Here is a 17,514-nt window from a genome sequence, read left to right as displayed (position 1 = left end):
CTGGCGAGGACTGGCCGGGTGTCGGTTATGCGGCTTTCGCGCAGGGGAGACGATGCCGGGGCGCGTAGGGCGGTTGGCGGCGGTGCGCAGGCAGCACCCCACCCCGGTCCTCCCCTTCGCTGCGCGAAAGGGAGGGGGTGTTCACGCAACCTGGCAGAAGCCAGCGAAATCGCCGAACGCAGCGAACCCGCTCTTCCCCCTCCCTTTCGCGCAGCGAAGGGGAGGGCCGGGATGGGGTAAGCGCTGCTTCCCCGGCTCGAACCTGCCTCGTCCACGCGAGGGGAGGCAGCCCTGCAACGCTTACTGCAGCAGTGAACGCAGCATCCAGGCGTACTTTTCGTGGATCTGCAGGCGCTGGGTCAGCAGGTCCTCGCTGGGTGCGTCATTGGCCTTGCCGGCCTGTTCCAGTACCTTGCGCGCGGTGCGGCAGACCGCTTCGTTGCCGGAGACCAGCTGCTGGACCATTTCGCGCCAATCCGGGGCATCGGTCAGGCCGGGCTCCTCGGCGATGGAGGTCAGGGTCACGAATTCACGGTAGGAACCGGGTGCGTTGAAGCCCAGCGCGCGGATGCGCTCGGCGATCTCGTCCAACGCGTTCCATTGCTCGGTGTACTGGTCCATGAACATGTTGTGCAGCGAGTTGAACATCGACCCGGTGACGTTCCAGTGGAAGTTGTGGGTCTTCAGGTACAGGGTGTAGGCATCGGCCAGGAAGTGTGAAAGGCCGTCGGCCACCTTCTTGCGATCGCTGTCCTTGATCCCGATATCCACCCCCGGGGCCGACGGTGCGGCCGCGGCGAGCTTCTTCTTGCCGGCTTCGGATTTGCTGCTGTGCTTGGTTTTGGCCATGACGCTTTACTCCTTGGCGGGTTGAATGGCTTCACAATACCGCTCCGGTAACCGTACCGGTATTTCAAGTTTTCACGTTGAACGATTGATGAGCGCTATCGAAAATCAGACTGCCATCCGCCTGCGCGACGCCCGCAAGGCCATTGACGGGGCGATGAGCCGCGACCGCGGCCGCCTGCTGGGCCTGTGGTCACGCTGGCAGGGCAAGCCGGCCGATGCGGCCGCCGAGCAGGCGCTGTTGCAGCTGTTGGAGCGCTCGCAGGCGCAGCGCAGGCAGCGGGCCGCGCAGCCGGTTTCCATCACCATGGACGATGCGCTGCCAATCGCGCGTGAAGCCGACCGGATCACCGCGCTGATCCGCGCGCACCAGGTGGTGGTGATCGCCGGTGAAACCGGTTCGGGCAAGACCACCCAGCTGCCGAAGCTGTGTCTGGCCGCCGGCCGTGGCCAGGCTGGCATGATCGGTTGCACCCAGCCACGCCGCATCGCCGCCCGGGCGGTGGCCGCGCGCGTGGCCGAGGAACTGCAGACCGAGCTGGGTTCGGTGGTGGGTTACCAGGTGCGCTTCACCGACAAGGTCGGTGAGGACAGCCGCATCAAGTTCATGACCGACGGCATCCTGCTGGCCGAGATCGCCTCCGACCGCTGGCTGTCGCGCTACGACACGCTGATCATCGACGAGGCGCACGAACGCAGCCTCAACATCGATTTCCTGCTGGGCTACCTGAAGCAGCTGCTGTGCAAGCGCCCGGACCTGAAGCTGATCGTCACCTCGGCCACCATCGACACCGAGCGTTTCTCGCGCCACTTCGACGATGCACCGGTGGTCAACGTCGAGGGCCGGACCTACCCGGTGGAAGTGCGCTACCGCGCGCTGGACGAGGTGGCGGCCAACGGCGAGGAAACGCGCCCGGCCGGCACGCGTGGCCGCCGTGAGGACGCGGATTCGGACCCGGTGTCGGTCAACGATGCCATCGTCGCGGCGGTGGACGAGATCACCCGCAGCGACGCGCGTGGCGACGTGCTGGTGTTCCTGCCCGGCGAGCGCGAGATCCGTGACGCGCACCAGGCGCTGGAGCGCCGCAAGTACCGCGAGACCGAAGTGCTGCCGCTGTATGCGCGGCTCTCGGCCAAGGACCAGGACCGGGTGTTCAACCCGGGCCCGAAGCGCCGCATCGTGCTGACCACCAACGTGGCCGAGACCTCGCTGACGGTGCCGCGCATCCGCTACGTGATCGACCCCGGCCTTGCCCGCGTCAAGCGTTACAGCCCGCGCCAGAAGCTGGACCGCCTGCACATCGAGCCGGTGTCGCAGGCCAGCGCCAACCAGCGCAAGGGCCGCTGCGGCCGTATCTCCGAGGGCATCTGTTACCGGCTGTATTCCGAAGCCGATTTCCAGTCGCGCGCGGAGTTCACCGATCCGGAGATCCGGCGCTCCTCGCTGGCCGGCGTGATCCTGCGCATGTTGCAGCTGGGTCTGGGTCAGATCGATGAATTCCCGTTCCTGGAAGCCCCCGACGAGCGCGCGGTGGCCGACGGCTGGCAACAGCTGGCCGAGCTGGGCGCCATCGATGCGGAGCGCAAGCTGACCGCGATTGGCCGGCAGATGGCCCGCCTGCCGGTGGATGTGAAGCTGGCGCGCATGCTGGTGGCCGCACAGAAGGGCGGTTGCCTGCGCGAGATGCTGGTGATCGCCGCCTTCCTGGGCATCCAGGACCCGCGCGAGCGTCCGCCGGAAGCCCGCGAGGCGGCCGACAACGCGCATGCGCAGTTCGCCGACGGCCGTTCGGAGTTCATCGGCATCCTGCGCCTGTGGGAGGCCTATCGCATCGCACATGAAGATCTCACCCAGTCCAAGCTGCGCGACTGGTGCGGACGGCATTTCCTGGGCTTCCTGCGCATGCGCGAATGGCGCGAGCTGCACCGCCAACTGCGCCTGCTGTGCGAGGAGCTCGGTTGGTCGGTCAACGAGGGCGATGCCTTTGGCAGGGCGCTGCTGGCCGCACCGGTCGCGGTGCCGGCCGGCGGCGATGCCGAGGCCAAGCGCAAGGCTACCCGTGGTGAGCTGCACAAGGCTGCCCGGCTGGCGCGCGAAGGCACATCGACGCCGGTCATTGCCGGCAAGGGCAGTGCCGGGCCGCAGGGCAAGGTGAACGTCGCGTCGCCGGACCCGGGTGCCAGCATCCCCGAGAAGGTGCGCGTGGCGGCCTACCAAGCCCTGCACCGCGCGATCCTGGCCGGCCTGCCGACCCAGGTCGGGCATCGCACCGACAAGGGCGATTTCCAGGCGCCACGACAGCGCCGTTTCCACCTGTTCCCGGGGTCGGCGCTGGCCAAGCGGCCGCCGCCGTGGGTGCTCAGTGCCACGCTGCTCGACACCCAGCGCGTGTGGGGCCTGACCAATGCGTCGATCGAGCCGGACTGGGTGATCGCCGAGATTCCCCACCTGCTGGCGCGCAAGCACTTCGATCCGCATTGGTCGCGCGCGCAGGGACAGGTGCTGGCGTCGGAGCAGATCAGCCTGTTCGGCCTGGTGCTGGCACCGAAGAAGCCCGTGCATTACGGCAAGATCAACCCGGGCGAGGCGCACGACATCTTCGTGCGGCAGGCGCTGGTGACCGGCGAGATCAACACGCGCGCCGGCTTCGTCGCCGCCAACCAGAAGGTGCTGGAGCAGGCGCGCGAGGAAGAAGCCAAGCTGCGCCGTGCCGGCATCGTCGCCGACGAGGACTGGCAGGCACGCTGGTACCTGGACCGGGTGCCGTCGCATATCCACTCGGCCAGCCTGCTCGACGGCTGGTGGCAGGCGTTGCCGCCGGAGCAGCGTCGCACGCTGCAGTGGTCGTTGACCGACCTGCTGCCGGGCGAAGGCAGCGAGGAAGACCGCTACCCGAAGTACTTCGCGCTGGGCGACGCACGGCTGGCGATGCATTACCGCTTCGAGCCCGGTGCCGAGGATGACGGCGTGACCCTGGACGTGCCATTGCACCTGCTCAATGCGCTGGACCCGGCGCGGCTGTCGTGGCTGGCACCGGGCTTCGTCGCCGACAAGGCCAGTGCCATGATCCGTGCCTTGCCCAAGGCGATGCGCCGCAACTACGTGCCGGCGCCGGACTTCGGCCGGGCCTTCTTCGAGGCCTGGCCACAGCCTTCGGCCGATGACATCCGTGGCGAGCTGGCGCGCTTCCTGAGCAAGACCACCGGGGCGACGGTGGCGGCCACCGATTTCGAGGTGGATGCCCTGGAGCCGCACTTGCGGATGAACCTGCGCCTGTTCGAGGCGGCGCCGTCGCGCGGCGCTGAACCGGGCGGGGGCAATGCACCGGGCAAGGAGGTCTCGGCGAACGGGAAGGGAGCCAGGCTGCTGGCCATGTCGCGCGACCTGGAGGCGCTGCGTGCGCGCTTCGGCGAACGTGCCGGCAATGCCTTTGCCGCGCGTGCCGGGCAGGCGCTGGCGGCCGAGGGACTACGCGAGTTCCCCGCCACGGCCATCCCCGAACAGGTCCCGGGCGAGGCCGGCGTGCCCGCCTATCCGGCGTTGGTGGACACCGGTGATGCCGCCGCGCTGCGCATCTTCGCCGACCGCAACGAGGCGGCGCTGGCGCATCCGCTGGGTGTACGCCGGCTGCTGGAAATCGGCCTGGCCGACAAGGTCAAGCAGGCCCGCAAGCAATTGCCGGTCTCGCCCAAGACCGGCCTGTTGTACGCGGCCATCGAGTCGCAGGAGCGCCTGCGCGGCGACCTGGTGGATGCGGCGATGAACGCGGTACTGGCCGATGGCCTGGCCGGGATCCGCACACCGGAGGCGTTCGAGCAGCGCCGCAGCGAGGCCGGCAAGCAGTTGTTCGGCGAGGCGATGACACGGCTCAAGCTGGCCGAGACCATCCTGGGCCTGGTCGGTGAGCTCAAGCCACAGCTGGAAGCACCGCTGATGGGCTGGGCGCGCGGCAACCTGGACGACATGGAGGCGCAGTTGGCAGGGCTGGTGCATGCCGGCTTCCTGCGCGAAACGCCGGCCGATGCGCTGGCCCAGTTCCCGCGTTACCTCAAGGCCATGCTGCTGCGCGCCGAACGCGCCAAGCGTGACCCGCCGCGTGACCAGGCGCGCATGCTGGAGCTCAAGCCGTTCGTCGACGCGCTGGATGAGGCGCGGTTGCAGGGCCGCGCCGCGCGTGCCGAATGGGCGGCGTTGCGCTGGGACATCGAGGAGCTGCGGGTATCGCTGTTCGCGCAGGAACTGGGCTTCCGCTCGGGGATCTCCGCCAAGAAGCTGGCGCAGCGGGTCGCCGCGTTGCGCGGCTGACCCCTCAGCGGGCCGGCACCGCCGCCGGGCGGTGCTGCTCGGCGCAGGCGCGGCGCGCGGTGTTGAGTTGGCTCTGTGCGTTGGCGTGTTCGCGGGTGATGGCCTGGCGGAACGTGGCCATGCGCCCGCGCAGGGCCTGGCTGCGCTCGGCGGTGGTGGCCGCGGCCAGCTGGTCGTTGAGCATGGCCATCTGCTGCTGCAGGGTGCCGACGCGGTCGTTGGACGAACCGTAGATCGATGCCGTGGCCGTGGCGATGCAGGCACGTTCGGCGGCGCGGTTGGCCTCCCCATCGGCGCTGGTGCCGGTATCGGCGGTCGCCGCCGGCGCGGCCTCCGTCGGGGGCTGGCCGGATGGCTCGGTACCGGTGCCGGCAGCCGTCGACGCGAGGCGGTCCTCGCGCAGCTTCATCGGCTCGGCGCGGGCGTCGCAGGGATGCTCGGAGTACATCGTCTCCCCCGATTTGCCCTTGCATTTGTAGACCTGCGCATGCGCGCCGGCAGGAAGCAACAGCAACAGCAACAGGGGCAGCAGGATCGTGTTGGGCATGGCAGGTGGGGTCGCTGGGAGGGGCGGTGCCGCGGCGTCGGTCACTTGGTCCGGCGGACCTTGGCGCGGGTGTTCAGACCTTCCACGCGCAGGTACCAGACGTTCATCAGCCCGGGGGTGATCTCCACCGTGGGCATGTCACGGCGTACGCCGGAGACGCTGGCCTCGTCGGTCTGCTCCCAGACCTGGCCGTTGTCGAGGGTGTACTGGCGGCCCTTGCCGAAGCCACGGAATTCGCCTTCCAGCTTGGCCACGATCGGGTCGCGGCTACCGAAATCGAAGAAGCCGCGGTTCTTCACGATCACTTCCTGGCGGCCTTCCTCGCGGGCCTGTTCCACCGCGGCGCTGGCAACGCTGGCGGCCTGTTCCACCTTGCCCTGCAACCAGTTGTTCAATGCCGCCAGCTCCTCGGCATTGAGCTTGTCCAGGCCGGCGGCCTTGAACTCGGCGGGCGACATCTGCTGCTGCAGGTCGCCATGGACCACGCGCTGGGCATGGGCCGGCAGCAGCGGCGACAGTGAAAGTGCGGTGAAGGCGGCGAGGACGGCAAGGCGAGGCAGCTTCATGAACGTTGTTCCCGGCGGCAGTTGGGCGCTAGTGTAGGGGCATCCACCTGCAATTGACTGCTGTGAACCGTTCTTCCTCCCCTGGCCTGGATACGCTGCTGCAGCGTCCTTCCACCCGCGCCCTGTCCGAACCGCTGCGGCAGGCCCTGTTGTCGTGCTGGCAGCAGCCCGACGTGGCGCACGCGCCGCGCCTGCCCTGGCCGGTGTTGGCCGACACCCTGGATTCCCTGGCGCTGCTGTCCGCCGACGAGAGCGTGATCATCGCCGCGCTGCTGTTCGACCTGCCGGGCCTGCGCGTGCGGGTGGCCGAGTTGCCGCTGGGCGGCATGGCCGCGGCGGTCGCCGGCCTGCTTGATGGCCAGGACGCCGCCGACCAGGTGTGGGCGCTGCATGCCGGGCGCGACGCCGGGCGCAACTCCGAGGGCCTGCGCCGCCTGCTGCTGTCGATCATCCACGACCTGCGCGTGGTGCCGATCCTGCTGTCGCGGCAGCTGGCCTGCATGCGCGCGGCCGACAAGCTGACCGACGAACAGCGCCGCGCACTGGCCCAGCTGACCCGCGACATCCATGCGCCGCTGGCCAACCGGTTGGGCATCTGGCAGTTGAAGTGGGAACTGGAAGACCTGGCGTTCCGCTTCCTGGACCCGGAAACCTACCGCCACATCGCCCGCGAAGTGGACGAGACGCGCATCGCGCGCGAGCGCTACGTCGAGGCGGTGAAGCGCAAGCTGTCCGGTGCCCTGGCCGAACAGGGCATCCCCGCCGAGGTCAGTGGCCGCCCGAAGCACATCTACAGCATCTGGCGGAAGATGCAGAAGAAGCACCTGGCCTTCGAGCAGCTCTACGACCTGCGCGCGGTGCGGGTGATGGTCGACGACGTGGCCGCCTGCTACGCCACGCTGGGCGTGGTGCATGCGCTGTGGACGCCCATCCCCAGCGAGTTCGACGACTACATCGCCCGGCCCAAGGCCAACGACTACCGCTCGCTGCATACCGCGGTGATCGGTCCGGAGGGGCGCACGATCGAAGTCCAGATCCGTACCCATGAAATGCATGCCCAGGCCGAACTGGGCGTGGCCGCGCACTGGAAGTACAAGGAGGGCGGCAAGGGCGCGGAGAAGGCGTTCGACCGCAAGATCACCTGGATGCGCCAGCTGCTGGAGCAGGCCCAGGACCCGGCCGCGCCGGAGGACCTGGCCGGCGCGCTGGATGCCGAACTGGTCGAGGACCGCGTCTACGCACTGAGCCCCAAGGGCGAGGTGATGGACCTGCCGGCCGGGGCGACGCCGCTGGACTTCGCCTACCACGTGCACACGATGGTCGGGCACCGTTGCCGCGGGGCGAAGATCAACGGCCGCATCGTGCCGTTGACCTACCACCTGCGCAGTGGCGATCGGGTCGAGATCCTGACCGGCAAGGAGGCCGATCCCCGTCGCGACTGGCTGTTGCCGGCCAACGGCTTCCTGGCCAGCAACCGCTCGCGCGAGAAGGTGCGCTCGTGGTTCCACAAGCTGGACCGTGCGCGCAACGTGCAGGCCGGCCGCGACCTGCTGGACCGCGAACTCAAGCGGCTCGGCCTGCAGCAGGCCGACCTGGCGACCGTGGTGCGGCGCTTCCACGCCGAGAGCGTGGATGACCTGTACATCCAGGTCGCGCTCGGCGACACCGGCCCCAACCAGGTCAGCCGCGCGCTGCTGGAAGCGGAGAAAGCGGCGCAGGCACCGGCCGCGCCGCCGCCGTTGCCGCGTCCCACCGCGCGACGCGGCAGCACCGGCAAGTCCGATTTCACCGTGCAGGGCGTGGGCAACCTGCTGGTGCAGCTGGCGCGCTGCTGCCAGCCGGTGGCCGGCGAACCGATCCAGGGCTACATCACCCGCACCCGCGGCGTCACCGTGCACCGGGCCGACTGCGTCGCGCTGGCCCGGCTTGCCGCCGCGCACCCGGAGCGGGTGCTGCCGGTGGAGTGGGGGCGCACCGGCTCCGGCTACGAGGTGGACGTGATGGTGCGTGCGGTCGACCGGCGCTGGCTGCTCAAGGACATCACCAACCTGATCGCCCAGGAAGACGCCTACGTCACCGAGATCAACAGCGACAACCTGCGCGAAAGTGGCCGGGTGCAGTTGCGCCTGCGCCTTAAGGTCAGCGACTACGGCCAGCTCTCCACCTTGCTGGGCAAGCTGGATGCACTGCCGGGCGTGGACGACGTGCGCCGCTTGGGATGATGCCGCGCGCCCTGTCCGGCAGCGGGCAGGTGCGCGCCTCACGGGGAAACACGGCAGGGCACGGCAGGATGGCCGTCATGCCCCGACAGGTATGCTGGAACGCATGGAGAATTGGCGGCACCGCTGCAGGCAGGGACTGGAAACGCTCGGCGACACGCTGCGGCTGTATGGCCGTTGGTGGGTCGCGCGTGGCTGGAACAGTCCGCGTGCGTGGCGCTCGATCGGCCTGGGCGTGGCGGCGTTGGCGTTGCTGTTGACCCTGCTGCGACAGCCGTTGGCCGATTGGTTCTGGCCGGAAACACGCATCCAGCAGTTGCTCGATGACGGTCGCCGTGCCCTGGCACAGGGGCGGCTGACCGCCCCGGATGGTGATGGGGCCCGCGAACTGTTCGCCGCGGCGGCGGCCCTGGACCCGGACCGGCGCGACGTGCAGGACGCCTTGGTGCAGACCGGCCAGGCGGCGTTGGCGCAGGCACGCCGGCAGATGGGTGCCGGCCAGTTGGCCGCGGCACGTACGTCGCTGGAGCTGGCACGGCAACTGCAGGCGCCTTCGGCCGAGATCGAGCAGATCGAGCGCGCGCTGCAGCATGGCAGCCGCGAGCAGGACGGCGTGGAGCAGTTGCTGCGCGATGCGGAGGCCGCGCACCTGGCTGGCAGCCTGGACGACGGGCCGGACAGCGCGCTGCCACTGTACCAGCGCGTGCTGGCGGTGCAGCCGGACCGCATGCAGGCGCTGGAAGGACGCGACGACGCGTTGTCCGACCTGTTGGCACGGGCCTCGGGTGATGCCAACGAAGGACGGCTGGCCGACGCGGCGGCGCTGCTGCAGCGGGTGGAGCGTTATGACCCCGGCCATGCCGAACTGCCGGCGGCCAAGGCGGCGCTCAATGCGGCGTTGGAACAGCGCGCCCGGCAGGGCGAGCGCGAACTGGCGCGTGGACGGTTGGCGCAGGCTGCCGAATCGTTCCAGAAGGTGCTGGCGGTGGGCGAGGACGCGGCCGCGCGTCGTGGCCTGCAGCGCATCGCCGTGGCACAGGCACAGGAGGCCACGCGCCTGGCCTCCGACTTCCACTTCGAGCAGGCCGAGGCGGCGCTGGCGCAGGCCCGCGCGCTGGCCCCGGACAGCACCGAGGTGGCCGCCGCAGAGCAGGCGGTGCAGCGCGCGCGCGACGCACGCCAGTCGATGGAAACCCCCTTGTCCAACACCGAGCGCGAGCGACGCCTGAAACGCCTGCTCGCGCAGTTGCAGGAAGCCGAGGCGCGCGAGCAGTGGCTGTTGCCACCGGGCAGCAGCGCCTATGACCGGTTCAAGGCAGCGCAGGCGCTGGCGCCGCAGGATGCGCGGGTGCGACGCGCCGCTGCCCGGATCCAGCCGGCGGCCCGGCAGTGCATGGAAGACAACCTGCGCGGCAATCGCCTGCGTGCCGCGCGCACCTGCCTGGATGCCTGGCAGGCGTTGGCGCCGAGCGACCCGGCGCTGGCCCCCGCGCATCGGCGCCTGGCCCAGCGCTGGCTGGCCGTTGGCAGCGAGCGGCTGGGCATGGGCGACACCGCGTTCGCCGCGCAGGCCCTGCAGCAGGCACGCCAGATCGACCCGGGCACGCCGGAAATCCACGCGTTCGCCGAACGCGTGCGCTCGGCCGGTCCGGGGCCCTGAGCCGCGCCGGGCGGCGTCAGTCGAAGAACACCCGCGTGACCGCCGCCTGGGCGGCCTCCATGGAGAAGTGCCGGGCGATGTTGTGCAGGCCGTTGTCGGACAGGCGCTGCCACAGCACCGGATCGGCATACAGCTGCACCACCGCATCGGCGAAGGCCTGCGCCTCATCGGCCACGCGCACGTCCTGGCCATCGCGCAGGAACATACCCTCCACGCCGCAACTGGTGGCGACCACCGGCTGGCCGTGGGCCATGCTCAGGTTGACCTTGCCCTTGACCCCGGCGCCATAGCGCAGCGGTGCCACCGCGAGGCGGGCCTGTTCCATGTACGGCACCACGTCCGGTACGTAGCCGTGCACGATCACGCCGGGGCAGGCGGCGGCCAGCGCCTGGATGGCCTCGGGCACGTCCGCACCGATGCAGTGGAAGCGGACATCGGGCAGCTGTACGCGGATCCGCGGGAACACCTCGCCGATGAACCACTGCATCGCGTCCAGGTTCGGCGGGTGGCGGAAGCCACCGACGAACACCAGGCCGTGGCGCTGCGCGTAGGGCAGGCCGTGGCCGGCCACTTCATGCAGGTTGGACACCAGTTCGACCCGGACCTGCGGCGCGTCCACGCGCAGCTGCTCCTGTTCGGCGGCACTGACCAACAGGGTGATGTCGGTGGCGGCCATGATCGCCAGCTCGCTGGCGCGGGTACGCTCGGCGCCACGCAGCAGGCTGGCGTCGCCGGCCACTTCGGCGCCGCGGCGCTCGCGCAGGTAGTGCAGGTCGACGGTATCGAACACGGTGCGCGCCTGCGGCGCGAATTCGCGGACCAGCGCCAGGCACTCGTTGGCGACGTGGTAGCGCACCATCATCACCACCGCGAAGCGCTTGCCGTTGTCGCGCAGCCAACTGCCGATGCCGCCCAGGAACGGTGCGTGCCAGACTTCCACGCCCATCGCCTGCAAGGCTTCGGTGGCGCCGCCGGCATGCTCGCCGCGGGTGGGCACGAACACCACGTGCGCGCCCTGCGCGAGCAGCATGCGGATCAGGTTGACCTGGCGCAGTGACGCTGAGTCACGGTCCGGGTGCGGCATGGATTCGTCCAGGACCAGGATCTGGCGCTGGTCCCGGTGCAGCAGCGCCGGGCCGGGCACGCTGCCGACCGGCAGCTGCCGGCGCAGGGCATCGCGCCACTTGTCGGCGAACACCTGCTGGTTGCGTACCTGGTAGGCCTTGACCCCGCTGCCGGTGTCGGTGCCATTGCTGGTGCCTTCGTCGTGCACCACGCGGCTGGCCGGCTGGACCAGCACGCGCCGGCCGGCGGCGCGCACCTTGAAGGCCAGGTCGGTGTCCTCGTAGTACGCCGGCGCGTAGCGGGTATCCAGCCCGCCAAGCTGTTCGAACAGCGCGCGCGGCACCGCCAGCGCCGCCCCGGAGCAGTAGTCGGCGTCGCGCAGGCTGGCGTAGCGGGGATCTTCCGGCGATTCGAAGCGGCCGTAGCTCCAGCAGCTGCCGTCGTCGAACACCACGCCACCGGACTCCTGCAGGCGGCCATCGGGGTACAGCAGCTGCGCGCCGACCAGGCCGGCTTCGGGAACCCGGGCGAAGGTATCCAGCAGCGCATCCAGCCAGCCGGGCTGGGGAACGGTGTCGTTGTTGAGCAGCACCACGTAGTCGCCGCGACTCAGGCGCAGCCCGTCGTTACAGGCGGCGATGAAGCCGCCGTTGCGTTCACGCAGGTGGTAGCGCAGGCCCTGCACCTGCGGCATCCAGGTGGCGGTCTCGTCGCTGCTGCCGTCGTCGACCACCAGGATCTCGCAGCTGGCCGCCGGCGGATGCGCGGCCAGCGCGCGCAGGCAGGCCAGGGTGTGGGCGCAGTGGTTGTAGACCGGGATCACGATGCTGGCGCGCGGCTGTTCGCTGGCCGGCGCGCTGAACGGTGCGAACGGAGCGGCTTCCGGGAAGAACAGGGGCGCGCGCTGCGGCGGCGGCTGGCGGCGGGTATGCACGCCGACCCGGTGCAGGGTGGCGCGCCAGCCGCGGGTACGCAGGCTGGCCAGCCCGCGGCGGATCAGGCCGACGATGCGTTTGAGGTGGTAGCGCGCATCGGCCAGCGACATCGACATTCCGGTGGAACTCCAGCTTAAGCAGGGAAGGGCCCGCGACCGCGCCCCGGGGCATGGCTGCGTTAGACTCATTGCAACTCACATTCTCGCATCCCCGTGCCGCCACGCTACGATTCCGACGAGTTCGACGACGATACCGACGACAGCAGTCCGCCGTGGCGTAGCCGCCTGATCACCTGGGGCATGGCCGCCGTCGCACTGGGATTGGGCTTCCTGATCCCCTACACGATCTACCTGAACAACCAGGTCACCCAGCGTTTCGGTGAACTGCGCTGGCAGATCCCGACCCGTGTCTACGCGCGGCCGTTGGTGCTCAGCCCGGGCGTGGCGATGAACGCGGCCACGCTCAAGACCGAGCTGGCGGCCTCCGGCTACCGTGATGACGGCACCGGCAGCAGCCCCGGCACCTACCGCGTGCAGGGCGGCAGCTTCCGCATTTCCAGCCGCGGTTACATCGACGTGGATGGCCGGATCGCGCCGCGCCAGGTCGAGGTGGTGGTGTCTGGCGGGCAGGTGGCTTCGCTGCGTGACGCGGCCGACCGCAAGGGGCTGAAGGCGGCGCGGCTGGACCCGGCGCGCATCGCCACGCTCTATGGCCAGAAGCAGGAGGAGCGCCGCCTGGTGCGGATCTCCGAGACCCCCGAGCTGCTGGTCACCGGCCTGCAGGCGGTGGAAGACAAGGACTTCGCCCATCACCACGGCATCGACATCAGCGGCATCGTGCGCGCGGTGTGGGTGGCCGTGCGTTCGGGCGGTGAAACCCGCCAGGGCGCCAGCACGCTGACCCAGCAGCTGGCGCGCAGTGGCCTGCTCGGGATCGGCAAGGAACAGACGCTGACCCGCAAGTTCAACGAAGTGCTGTACGCGCTGATCATGGAGGCGCGCTACGACAAGGCCACCATCCTGGAGGCCTACCTCAACCAGGTCTACCTGGGCCAGCGTGGCAAGCAGGCCATCCACGGCGTGGCGTCGGGCGCGGAGTTCTGGTTCGGGCGCGACCTCAATTCGCTGACCACCGAGCAGGTGGCGTTGTTGATCGGCCTGGTCAAGGGGCCGTCGTACTACGACCCGCGGCGCAACCCGGACAACGCGCTGGACCGCCGCAACTTCGTGCTCGGCAAGCTGCACGAGAACAAGCTGATCGACGATGCCGAGTACCAGCGCGCACTGAAGGCACCGCTGGGCGTGTCCAAGACGCCGGGCATCGCCGCGGCCAACCGCTTCCCGGCCTACATCGACCTGGTGCGCCGCCAGCTGGGCAACGACTACCCGGAAAGCGTGCTGCAGGGCGCCGGCCTGAACGTGTTCACCGGCATGTCGCCGTCCGCCCAGGCCTACGCCGAAGGGGCGGTGCAGCACACCATCAAGGCACTGGAGAACAAGCGCCGCCCCGAACTGCAGACCGGGCTGGTGCTGACCGACGTGCACAACGGCGACGTGCTGGCGGTGGTGGGCAGCCGCGACGTGTCCGAGCCGGGCTTCAACCGCGCCATCGAGGCGCAGCGCCCGGTCGGCTCGCTGCTCAAGCCGTTCGTCTACCTGCTGGCGCTGGCCCAGCCGGACCGCTTCTCGCTGGCGACCTGGGTCGAGGACACGCCGGTGACGGTCAACCTCAGCCGGGGCCGCAACTGGACCCCGGGCAACGCCGACAACCGCAGCCACGGCACGGTCCGGCTGATCGATGCACTGGCGCGCTCCTACAACCAGGCCACGGTGCGCGTGGGCATGCAGGTCGGCCCGGAGCGGCTGACCCACCTGATCAACGTGCTGGCCGGGCTCAAGGCCGAGGCCAACCCGGCGGTGATCCTGGGCTCGACCGACCAGAGCCCGTACGGCATGACCCAGCTGTACCAGTTCCTGGCCTCCGGTGGTGAAATCCAGCCGCTGCACGCGGTGCGTGGCGTGGTCGATGCGCAGGGCAAGCTGCTCAAGCGCTACGACAAGAGCCCGGCGCCGGCGCAGGAGGGCGATTCCATCGCCGCCAACCTGATCAGCGTGGGCCTGCAGCAGGTGGTGGCCAGCGGCACCGCCGCCCGGCTCAACGCCGAGGGCCTGTCGCACCTGCAGGCGGCCGGCAAGACCGGCACCTCCAACGATGGCCGCGACAGCTGGTACGCCGGCTACACCGGCGACCACCTGGCGGTGATCTGGATGGGCAACGACCAGAACGAACAGACCGGCCTGTTCGGTGCCTCCGGCGCGATGCGGGTGTGGTCGGGCATCTTCCGCAACCTGCCGAGCAAGCCGCTGCGCGTGAACAACAAGGGGCTGGACTGGCAGTACGTGGATGCCAACGGCAACAACGCCACCGACGAAGGTTGCCCGGGCGCGCGCCGCTTCCCGTTCGTGGTCGGCTTCGCGCCGGCGTATGCGCCGTGCAGCCCGCCGGCCGAGGCCGTGCCGGATGCCGGCGAGGGTGGCAGCGAAGGCGGTGGCTGGCGCAGCTGGTTCGGGCTGGACCGCAAGGCGCCTGAACCGGCCTCCACGCCCGCTTCCGAGACGCCTGCGCGATAATGCCGGGCATGAACGTTTCTTCTGCTCTTCGTTTCGCGCTGGCCGCTACGGCGGCCTCCCTGCTGCTGGCGGCCTGCGTGAGCACGCCGCCGTCGCCACCGGTCGTGCAGGACACCACCACGCCGGCGCAGCGCCTGGCCGCGGTGGAGGCCATCGCCGGCGTCGATGACACCGAGTTGTCGGTGCAGCCGCTGCGCGACGCCCAGGTCGATGACCTGCGCGAGAACGCCATCGCCAAGCGCAAGGCCGGTGACCTGGCCGGTGCCGCCGAGGACCTGAACCAGGCGCTGATGCTGGTCGACAACGACCCGGGCATCCTGCAGGAACGTGCCGAAGTGGCGCTGCTGCAGGCCGACTGGGCGCGCGCGGAGACCCTGGCCAAAAAGGCCGTGGACCTGGGTTCGCGTACCGGCCCGTTGTGCCGCCGGCATTGGGCGACCATCGAGCAGTCGCGCCTGGCCCGCGCCGAGAAGGAGAACGCGGTGTCCGCGCACGCGCAGATCGAAGGCTGCACGGTGCCGGGGATCAAGCGGTTCTGACCGCGCCCGGGACGCGGGCAGCGATGCCGCGACGCTGAGCGGCCGGCAGGGCCCGTGCACCGGGTTCCCTCGAACGGTCGTCTCGTCCACCGCCCTCCCGTTCCCCGACACCGGTTCTCCGCGTCAAGGCCATGTCCTCCCTCGCCACCGCCAGCTGTGAAGCCCTCAGCGAAGGCGGCGCGCTCGCCCGCGCGCTGGATGCCTTCGTGCCGCGCCCGGCCCAGTTGCGCCTGACCGGCGCCATCGCCGAGACGCTGCAGCAGCGCGACGTACTGCTGGCCGAAGCGGGGACCGGCACCGGCAAGACCTTCGCCTACCTGGTGCCGGCGCTGCTGTCGGGCCTGAAGACCATCGTTTCCACCGGTACCCGCGCGTTGCAGGACCAGCTGTACCACCGCGACCTGCCGCGCGTGCGCGCCGCGCTGGGGGTCGGCCATCGTGCGGCGTTGCTGAAGGGACGCGCCAATTACCTGTGCCGCTATCGCCTGGACCAGGCGCGTGGCGAGCCGCGCTTCAGTACGCCGGAGCAGGTGGCGCAATTCCAGCGCATCGTGACCTGGTCCGGGCGCACGCAGTACGGCGACATCGCCGAGCTCGATGGCCTGGCCGACGATTCGCCGCTGCTGCCGATGGTCACCTCCACCGTCGACAACTGCCTGGGCACAGATTGCCCGTTCTGGAGCGATTGCTTCGTGGTGCGGGCCCGCCAGCGCGCACAGGAGGCCGATCTGGTGGTGGTCAACCATCACCTGCTGCTGGCTGACCTGGCGCTCAAGCAGGAAGGCTTCGGCGAAATCCTGCCTGGCGCGCAGGCGTTCATCATCGATGAGGCGCACCAGCTGCCGGAACTGGCCACCAATTTCTTCGGCGAAGGCTTCGGCATGCGCCCGTGGCAGGAGCTGGCCCGCGACTGCCTGGCCGAATGCCGCAGCGTCGCCGGCGCGCAGGCCACCCTGCAGCAACCGGTGGCGACGCTGGAGCTGGCGCTGCGCGCGCTGCGCGAGGCGATGGAAAAACTGCCGCCGCGCGGCACCCGCTGGCGGGCGATGGCCCAGCCGGAAGTGGCCGACGGCTTCGATGCGGTCAGCGCCGCACTGGCGCAGCTGCGTGACGCGCTGGCGTTGGTGCGCGAGGCCTCGCCGGGCCTGGATGCCTGCCATGCGCGCGCGCAGGAAGCCGTGTCACGGCTGGCGCGCTGGCTGGGCGAGGACCTGCCGCTGTTCGATTTCGAGGCCGACGAGCATGACGCCGCCGGTGTCGACGATGGCAACGACGTGCTCTGGTACGAGCTGACCCCACGAGGGTTCCGCTGCCAGCGCACGCCGATGGATGTGTCCGGCCCGTTGCGCGAGCACCGCGAGCGCTCGATGGCGGCGTGGGTGTTCACCTCGGCCACGTTGACCGTGGACGGCGGCTTCGACCACCTGGCCAAGCGACTGGGGCTGGATGACCCGGACACGCTGGTCCAGCCCAGCCCGTTCGATTGGCCGCAGCAGGCACTGTGCTATCTGCCCCAGCACCTGCCCGATCCGGCCGCGCGCGGCTATGGCACGGCGCTGATCGCCGCGCTGCGGCCGGTGCTGGAGGCCTCGCAGGGGCGGGCGTTCCTGCTGTTCGCTTCGCATCGCGCGTTGCGCGAGGCCGCCGAAGCGTTGCGCGACGGGCCGTGGCCGCTGTTCGTGCAGGGCGAGGCACCGCGCGCCAGCCTGCTGCAGCGCTTCCGTGACTCCGGCAACGGTGTGTTGCTGGGCTCGGCCAGCTTCCGCGAAGGCGTGGACGTGGTCGGCGATGCACTCAGCGTGGTGGTCATCGACAAACTGCCGTTCGCCGCACCGGACGACCCGGTGTTCGAGGCGCGGCTGGACGCGATCCGGCGAGAGGGCGGCAATCCGTTCCGCGACGAACAGCTGCCGCAGGCGGTGATCGCGCTCAAGCAGGGCGTGGGCCGGCTGATCCGCAGCGAGACCGATCGCGGCGTGCTGGTGCTGTGCGACCCGCGCCTGTTGTCCAAGGGCTACGGCCGGGTGTTCCTGGATTCGCTGCCACCGTTCCGGCGGACGCGCGAACTGGCCGATGTGCAGGCCTTCTTTGCGCGACAATGGGGCGCTACGCCTGAAACCGATGCAGCCGCGGCCATCGCCGCGGGTGTGCCTGACGCCGTCGCGGATCCTGCCGCGCCGTCATTTTCCCTGTCGTGAACG

General features: G+C 70.0%; 10 protein-coding genes. 6 read left to right on the top strand and 4 right to left on the bottom strand.

Translation table 11 applies throughout. The annotated features are described in order from the left end of the window. Positions 1 to 300: 300 nt before the first annotated feature. Positions 301 to 849 (bottom strand): Dps family protein, encoded by a 549-nt coding sequence (locus tag IB227_RS10790; protein ID WP_132865321.1) that lies wholly within the window; start codon positions 847 to 849, stop codon positions 301 to 303. Positions 850 to 937: 88 nt separating this feature from the next. Here IB227_RS10790 and hrpA point away from each other — a divergent pair, with 88 nt between their 5' ends. Further along, positions 938 to 5,152 carry an ATP-dependent RNA helicase HrpA gene (hrpA, locus tag IB227_RS10785; protein WP_192287416.1) on the top strand — a complete coding sequence of 1,405 codons (4,215 nt, stop codon included), beginning with the start codon at positions 938 to 940 and terminating at the stop codon, positions 5,150 to 5,152. A 4-nt stretch (positions 5,153 to 5,156) separates the two neighbouring features. Here hrpA and IB227_RS10780 read toward each other — a convergent pair whose 3' ends face one another. Both IB227_RS10780 and IB227_RS10775 read right to left on the bottom strand, forming a co-directional pair. Beyond that, on the bottom strand, positions 5,157 to 5,699 hold the full coding sequence (locus tag IB227_RS10780; RefSeq protein WP_192287415.1) for a DUF4124 domain-containing protein: 543 nt from the start codon (positions 5,697 to 5,699) through the stop codon (positions 5,157 to 5,159). A gap of 41 nt (positions 5,700 to 5,740) precedes the next feature. Continuing rightward, complete coding sequence (locus IB227_RS10775) at positions 5,741 to 6,265, bottom strand: hypothetical protein (RefSeq protein WP_192287414.1); 525 nt, start codon at positions 6,263 to 6,265, stop codon at positions 5,741 to 5,743. Positions 6,266 to 6,327: 62 nt separating this feature from the next. Here IB227_RS10775 and IB227_RS10770 point away from each other — a divergent pair, with 62 nt between their 5' ends. Both IB227_RS10770 and IB227_RS10765 read left to right on the top strand, forming a co-directional pair. After that, positions 6,328 to 8,487 carry a bifunctional (p)ppGpp synthetase/guanosine-3',5'-bis(diphosphate) 3'-pyrophosphohydrolase gene (locus IB227_RS10770; RefSeq protein WP_192287413.1) on the top strand — a complete coding sequence of 720 codons (2,160 nt, stop codon included), beginning with the start codon at positions 6,328 to 6,330 and terminating at the stop codon, positions 8,485 to 8,487. A 103-nt stretch (positions 8,488 to 8,590) separates the two neighbouring features. Beyond that, on the top strand, positions 8,591 to 10,144 hold the full coding sequence (locus tag IB227_RS10765; protein ID WP_225591795.1) for a hypothetical protein: 1,554 nt from the start codon (positions 8,591 to 8,593) through the stop codon (positions 10,142 to 10,144). 16 nt (positions 10,145 to 10,160) lie between these two features. Here the strand turns inward: IB227_RS10765 and IB227_RS10760 are convergent, their stop codons facing one another. After that, a complete protein-coding gene (locus IB227_RS10760) occupies positions 10,161 to 12,260 on the bottom strand; it encodes a glycosyltransferase (protein WP_192287412.1) in 2,100 nt (699 codons plus the stop codon). 96 nt (positions 12,261 to 12,356) lie between these two features. On the opposite strand from IB227_RS10760, the gene mrcB reads away from it, so the two are divergent. The 3 genes from mrcB (at position 12,357) to IB227_RS10745 (ending at position 17,511) form a co-directional block, all read left to right on the top strand. Continuing rightward, positions 12,357 to 14,774 carry a penicillin-binding protein 1B gene (mrcB, locus tag IB227_RS10755; RefSeq protein WP_132865315.1) on the top strand — a complete coding sequence of 806 codons (2,418 nt, stop codon included), beginning with the start codon at positions 12,357 to 12,359 and terminating at the stop codon, positions 14,772 to 14,774. Between the two features lie 8 nt (positions 14,775 to 14,782). Then, entirely contained in the window at positions 14,783 to 15,313 is a 531-nt protein-coding gene (locus tag IB227_RS10750; RefSeq protein ID WP_132865314.1) for a hypothetical protein, read from the top strand. A gap of 131 nt (positions 15,314 to 15,444) precedes the next feature. Beyond that, complete coding sequence (locus IB227_RS10745; protein ID WP_192287411.1) at positions 15,445 to 17,511, top strand: ATP-dependent DNA helicase; 2,067 nt, start codon at positions 15,445 to 15,447, stop codon at positions 17,509 to 17,511. Positions 17,512 to 17,514 lie beyond the last annotated feature (3 nt).

The sequence above is a fragment of the Stenotrophomonas sp. STM01 genome (assembly GCF_014852135.1).
Classification (GTDB): Bacteria; Pseudomonadota; Gammaproteobacteria; order Xanthomonadales; family Xanthomonadaceae; genus Stenotrophomonas; species Stenotrophomonas capsici.
Note: the sequence above shows the minus strand (reverse complement) of the source record. Positions and strands in the feature narration are given on the sequence as shown.

Coding starts and splice junctions, on each gene's coding strand:
- IB227_RS10780 (WP_192287415.1), bottom strand. CDS start 5,699: ATGCCCAACACGATCCTGCTGCCCCTGTTGCTGTTGCTGTTGCTTCCT.
- IB227_RS10750 (WP_132865314.1), top strand. CDS start 14,783: ATGAACGTTTCTTCTGCTCTTCGTTTCGCGCTGGCCGCTACGGCGGCC.
- IB227_RS10775 (WP_192287414.1), bottom strand. CDS start 6,265: ATGAAGCTGCCTCGCCTTGCCGTCCTCGCCGCCTTCACCGCACTTTCA.
- IB227_RS10760 (WP_192287412.1), bottom strand. CDS start 12,260: ATGTCGATGTCGCTGGCCGATGCGCGCTACCACCTCAAACGCATCGTC.
- hrpA (WP_192287416.1), top strand. CDS start 938: ATGAGCGCTATCGAAAATCAGACTGCCATCCGCCTGCGCGACGCCCGC.
- IB227_RS10790 (WP_132865321.1), bottom strand. CDS start 849: ATGGCCAAAACCAAGCACAGCAGCAAATCCGAAGCCGGCAAGAAGAAG.
- IB227_RS10765 (WP_225591795.1), top strand. CDS start 8,591: ATGGAGAATTGGCGGCACCGCTGCAGGCAGGGACTGGAAACGCTCGGC.
- IB227_RS10745 (WP_192287411.1), top strand. CDS start 15,445: ATGTCCTCCCTCGCCACCGCCAGCTGTGAAGCCCTCAGCGAAGGCGGC.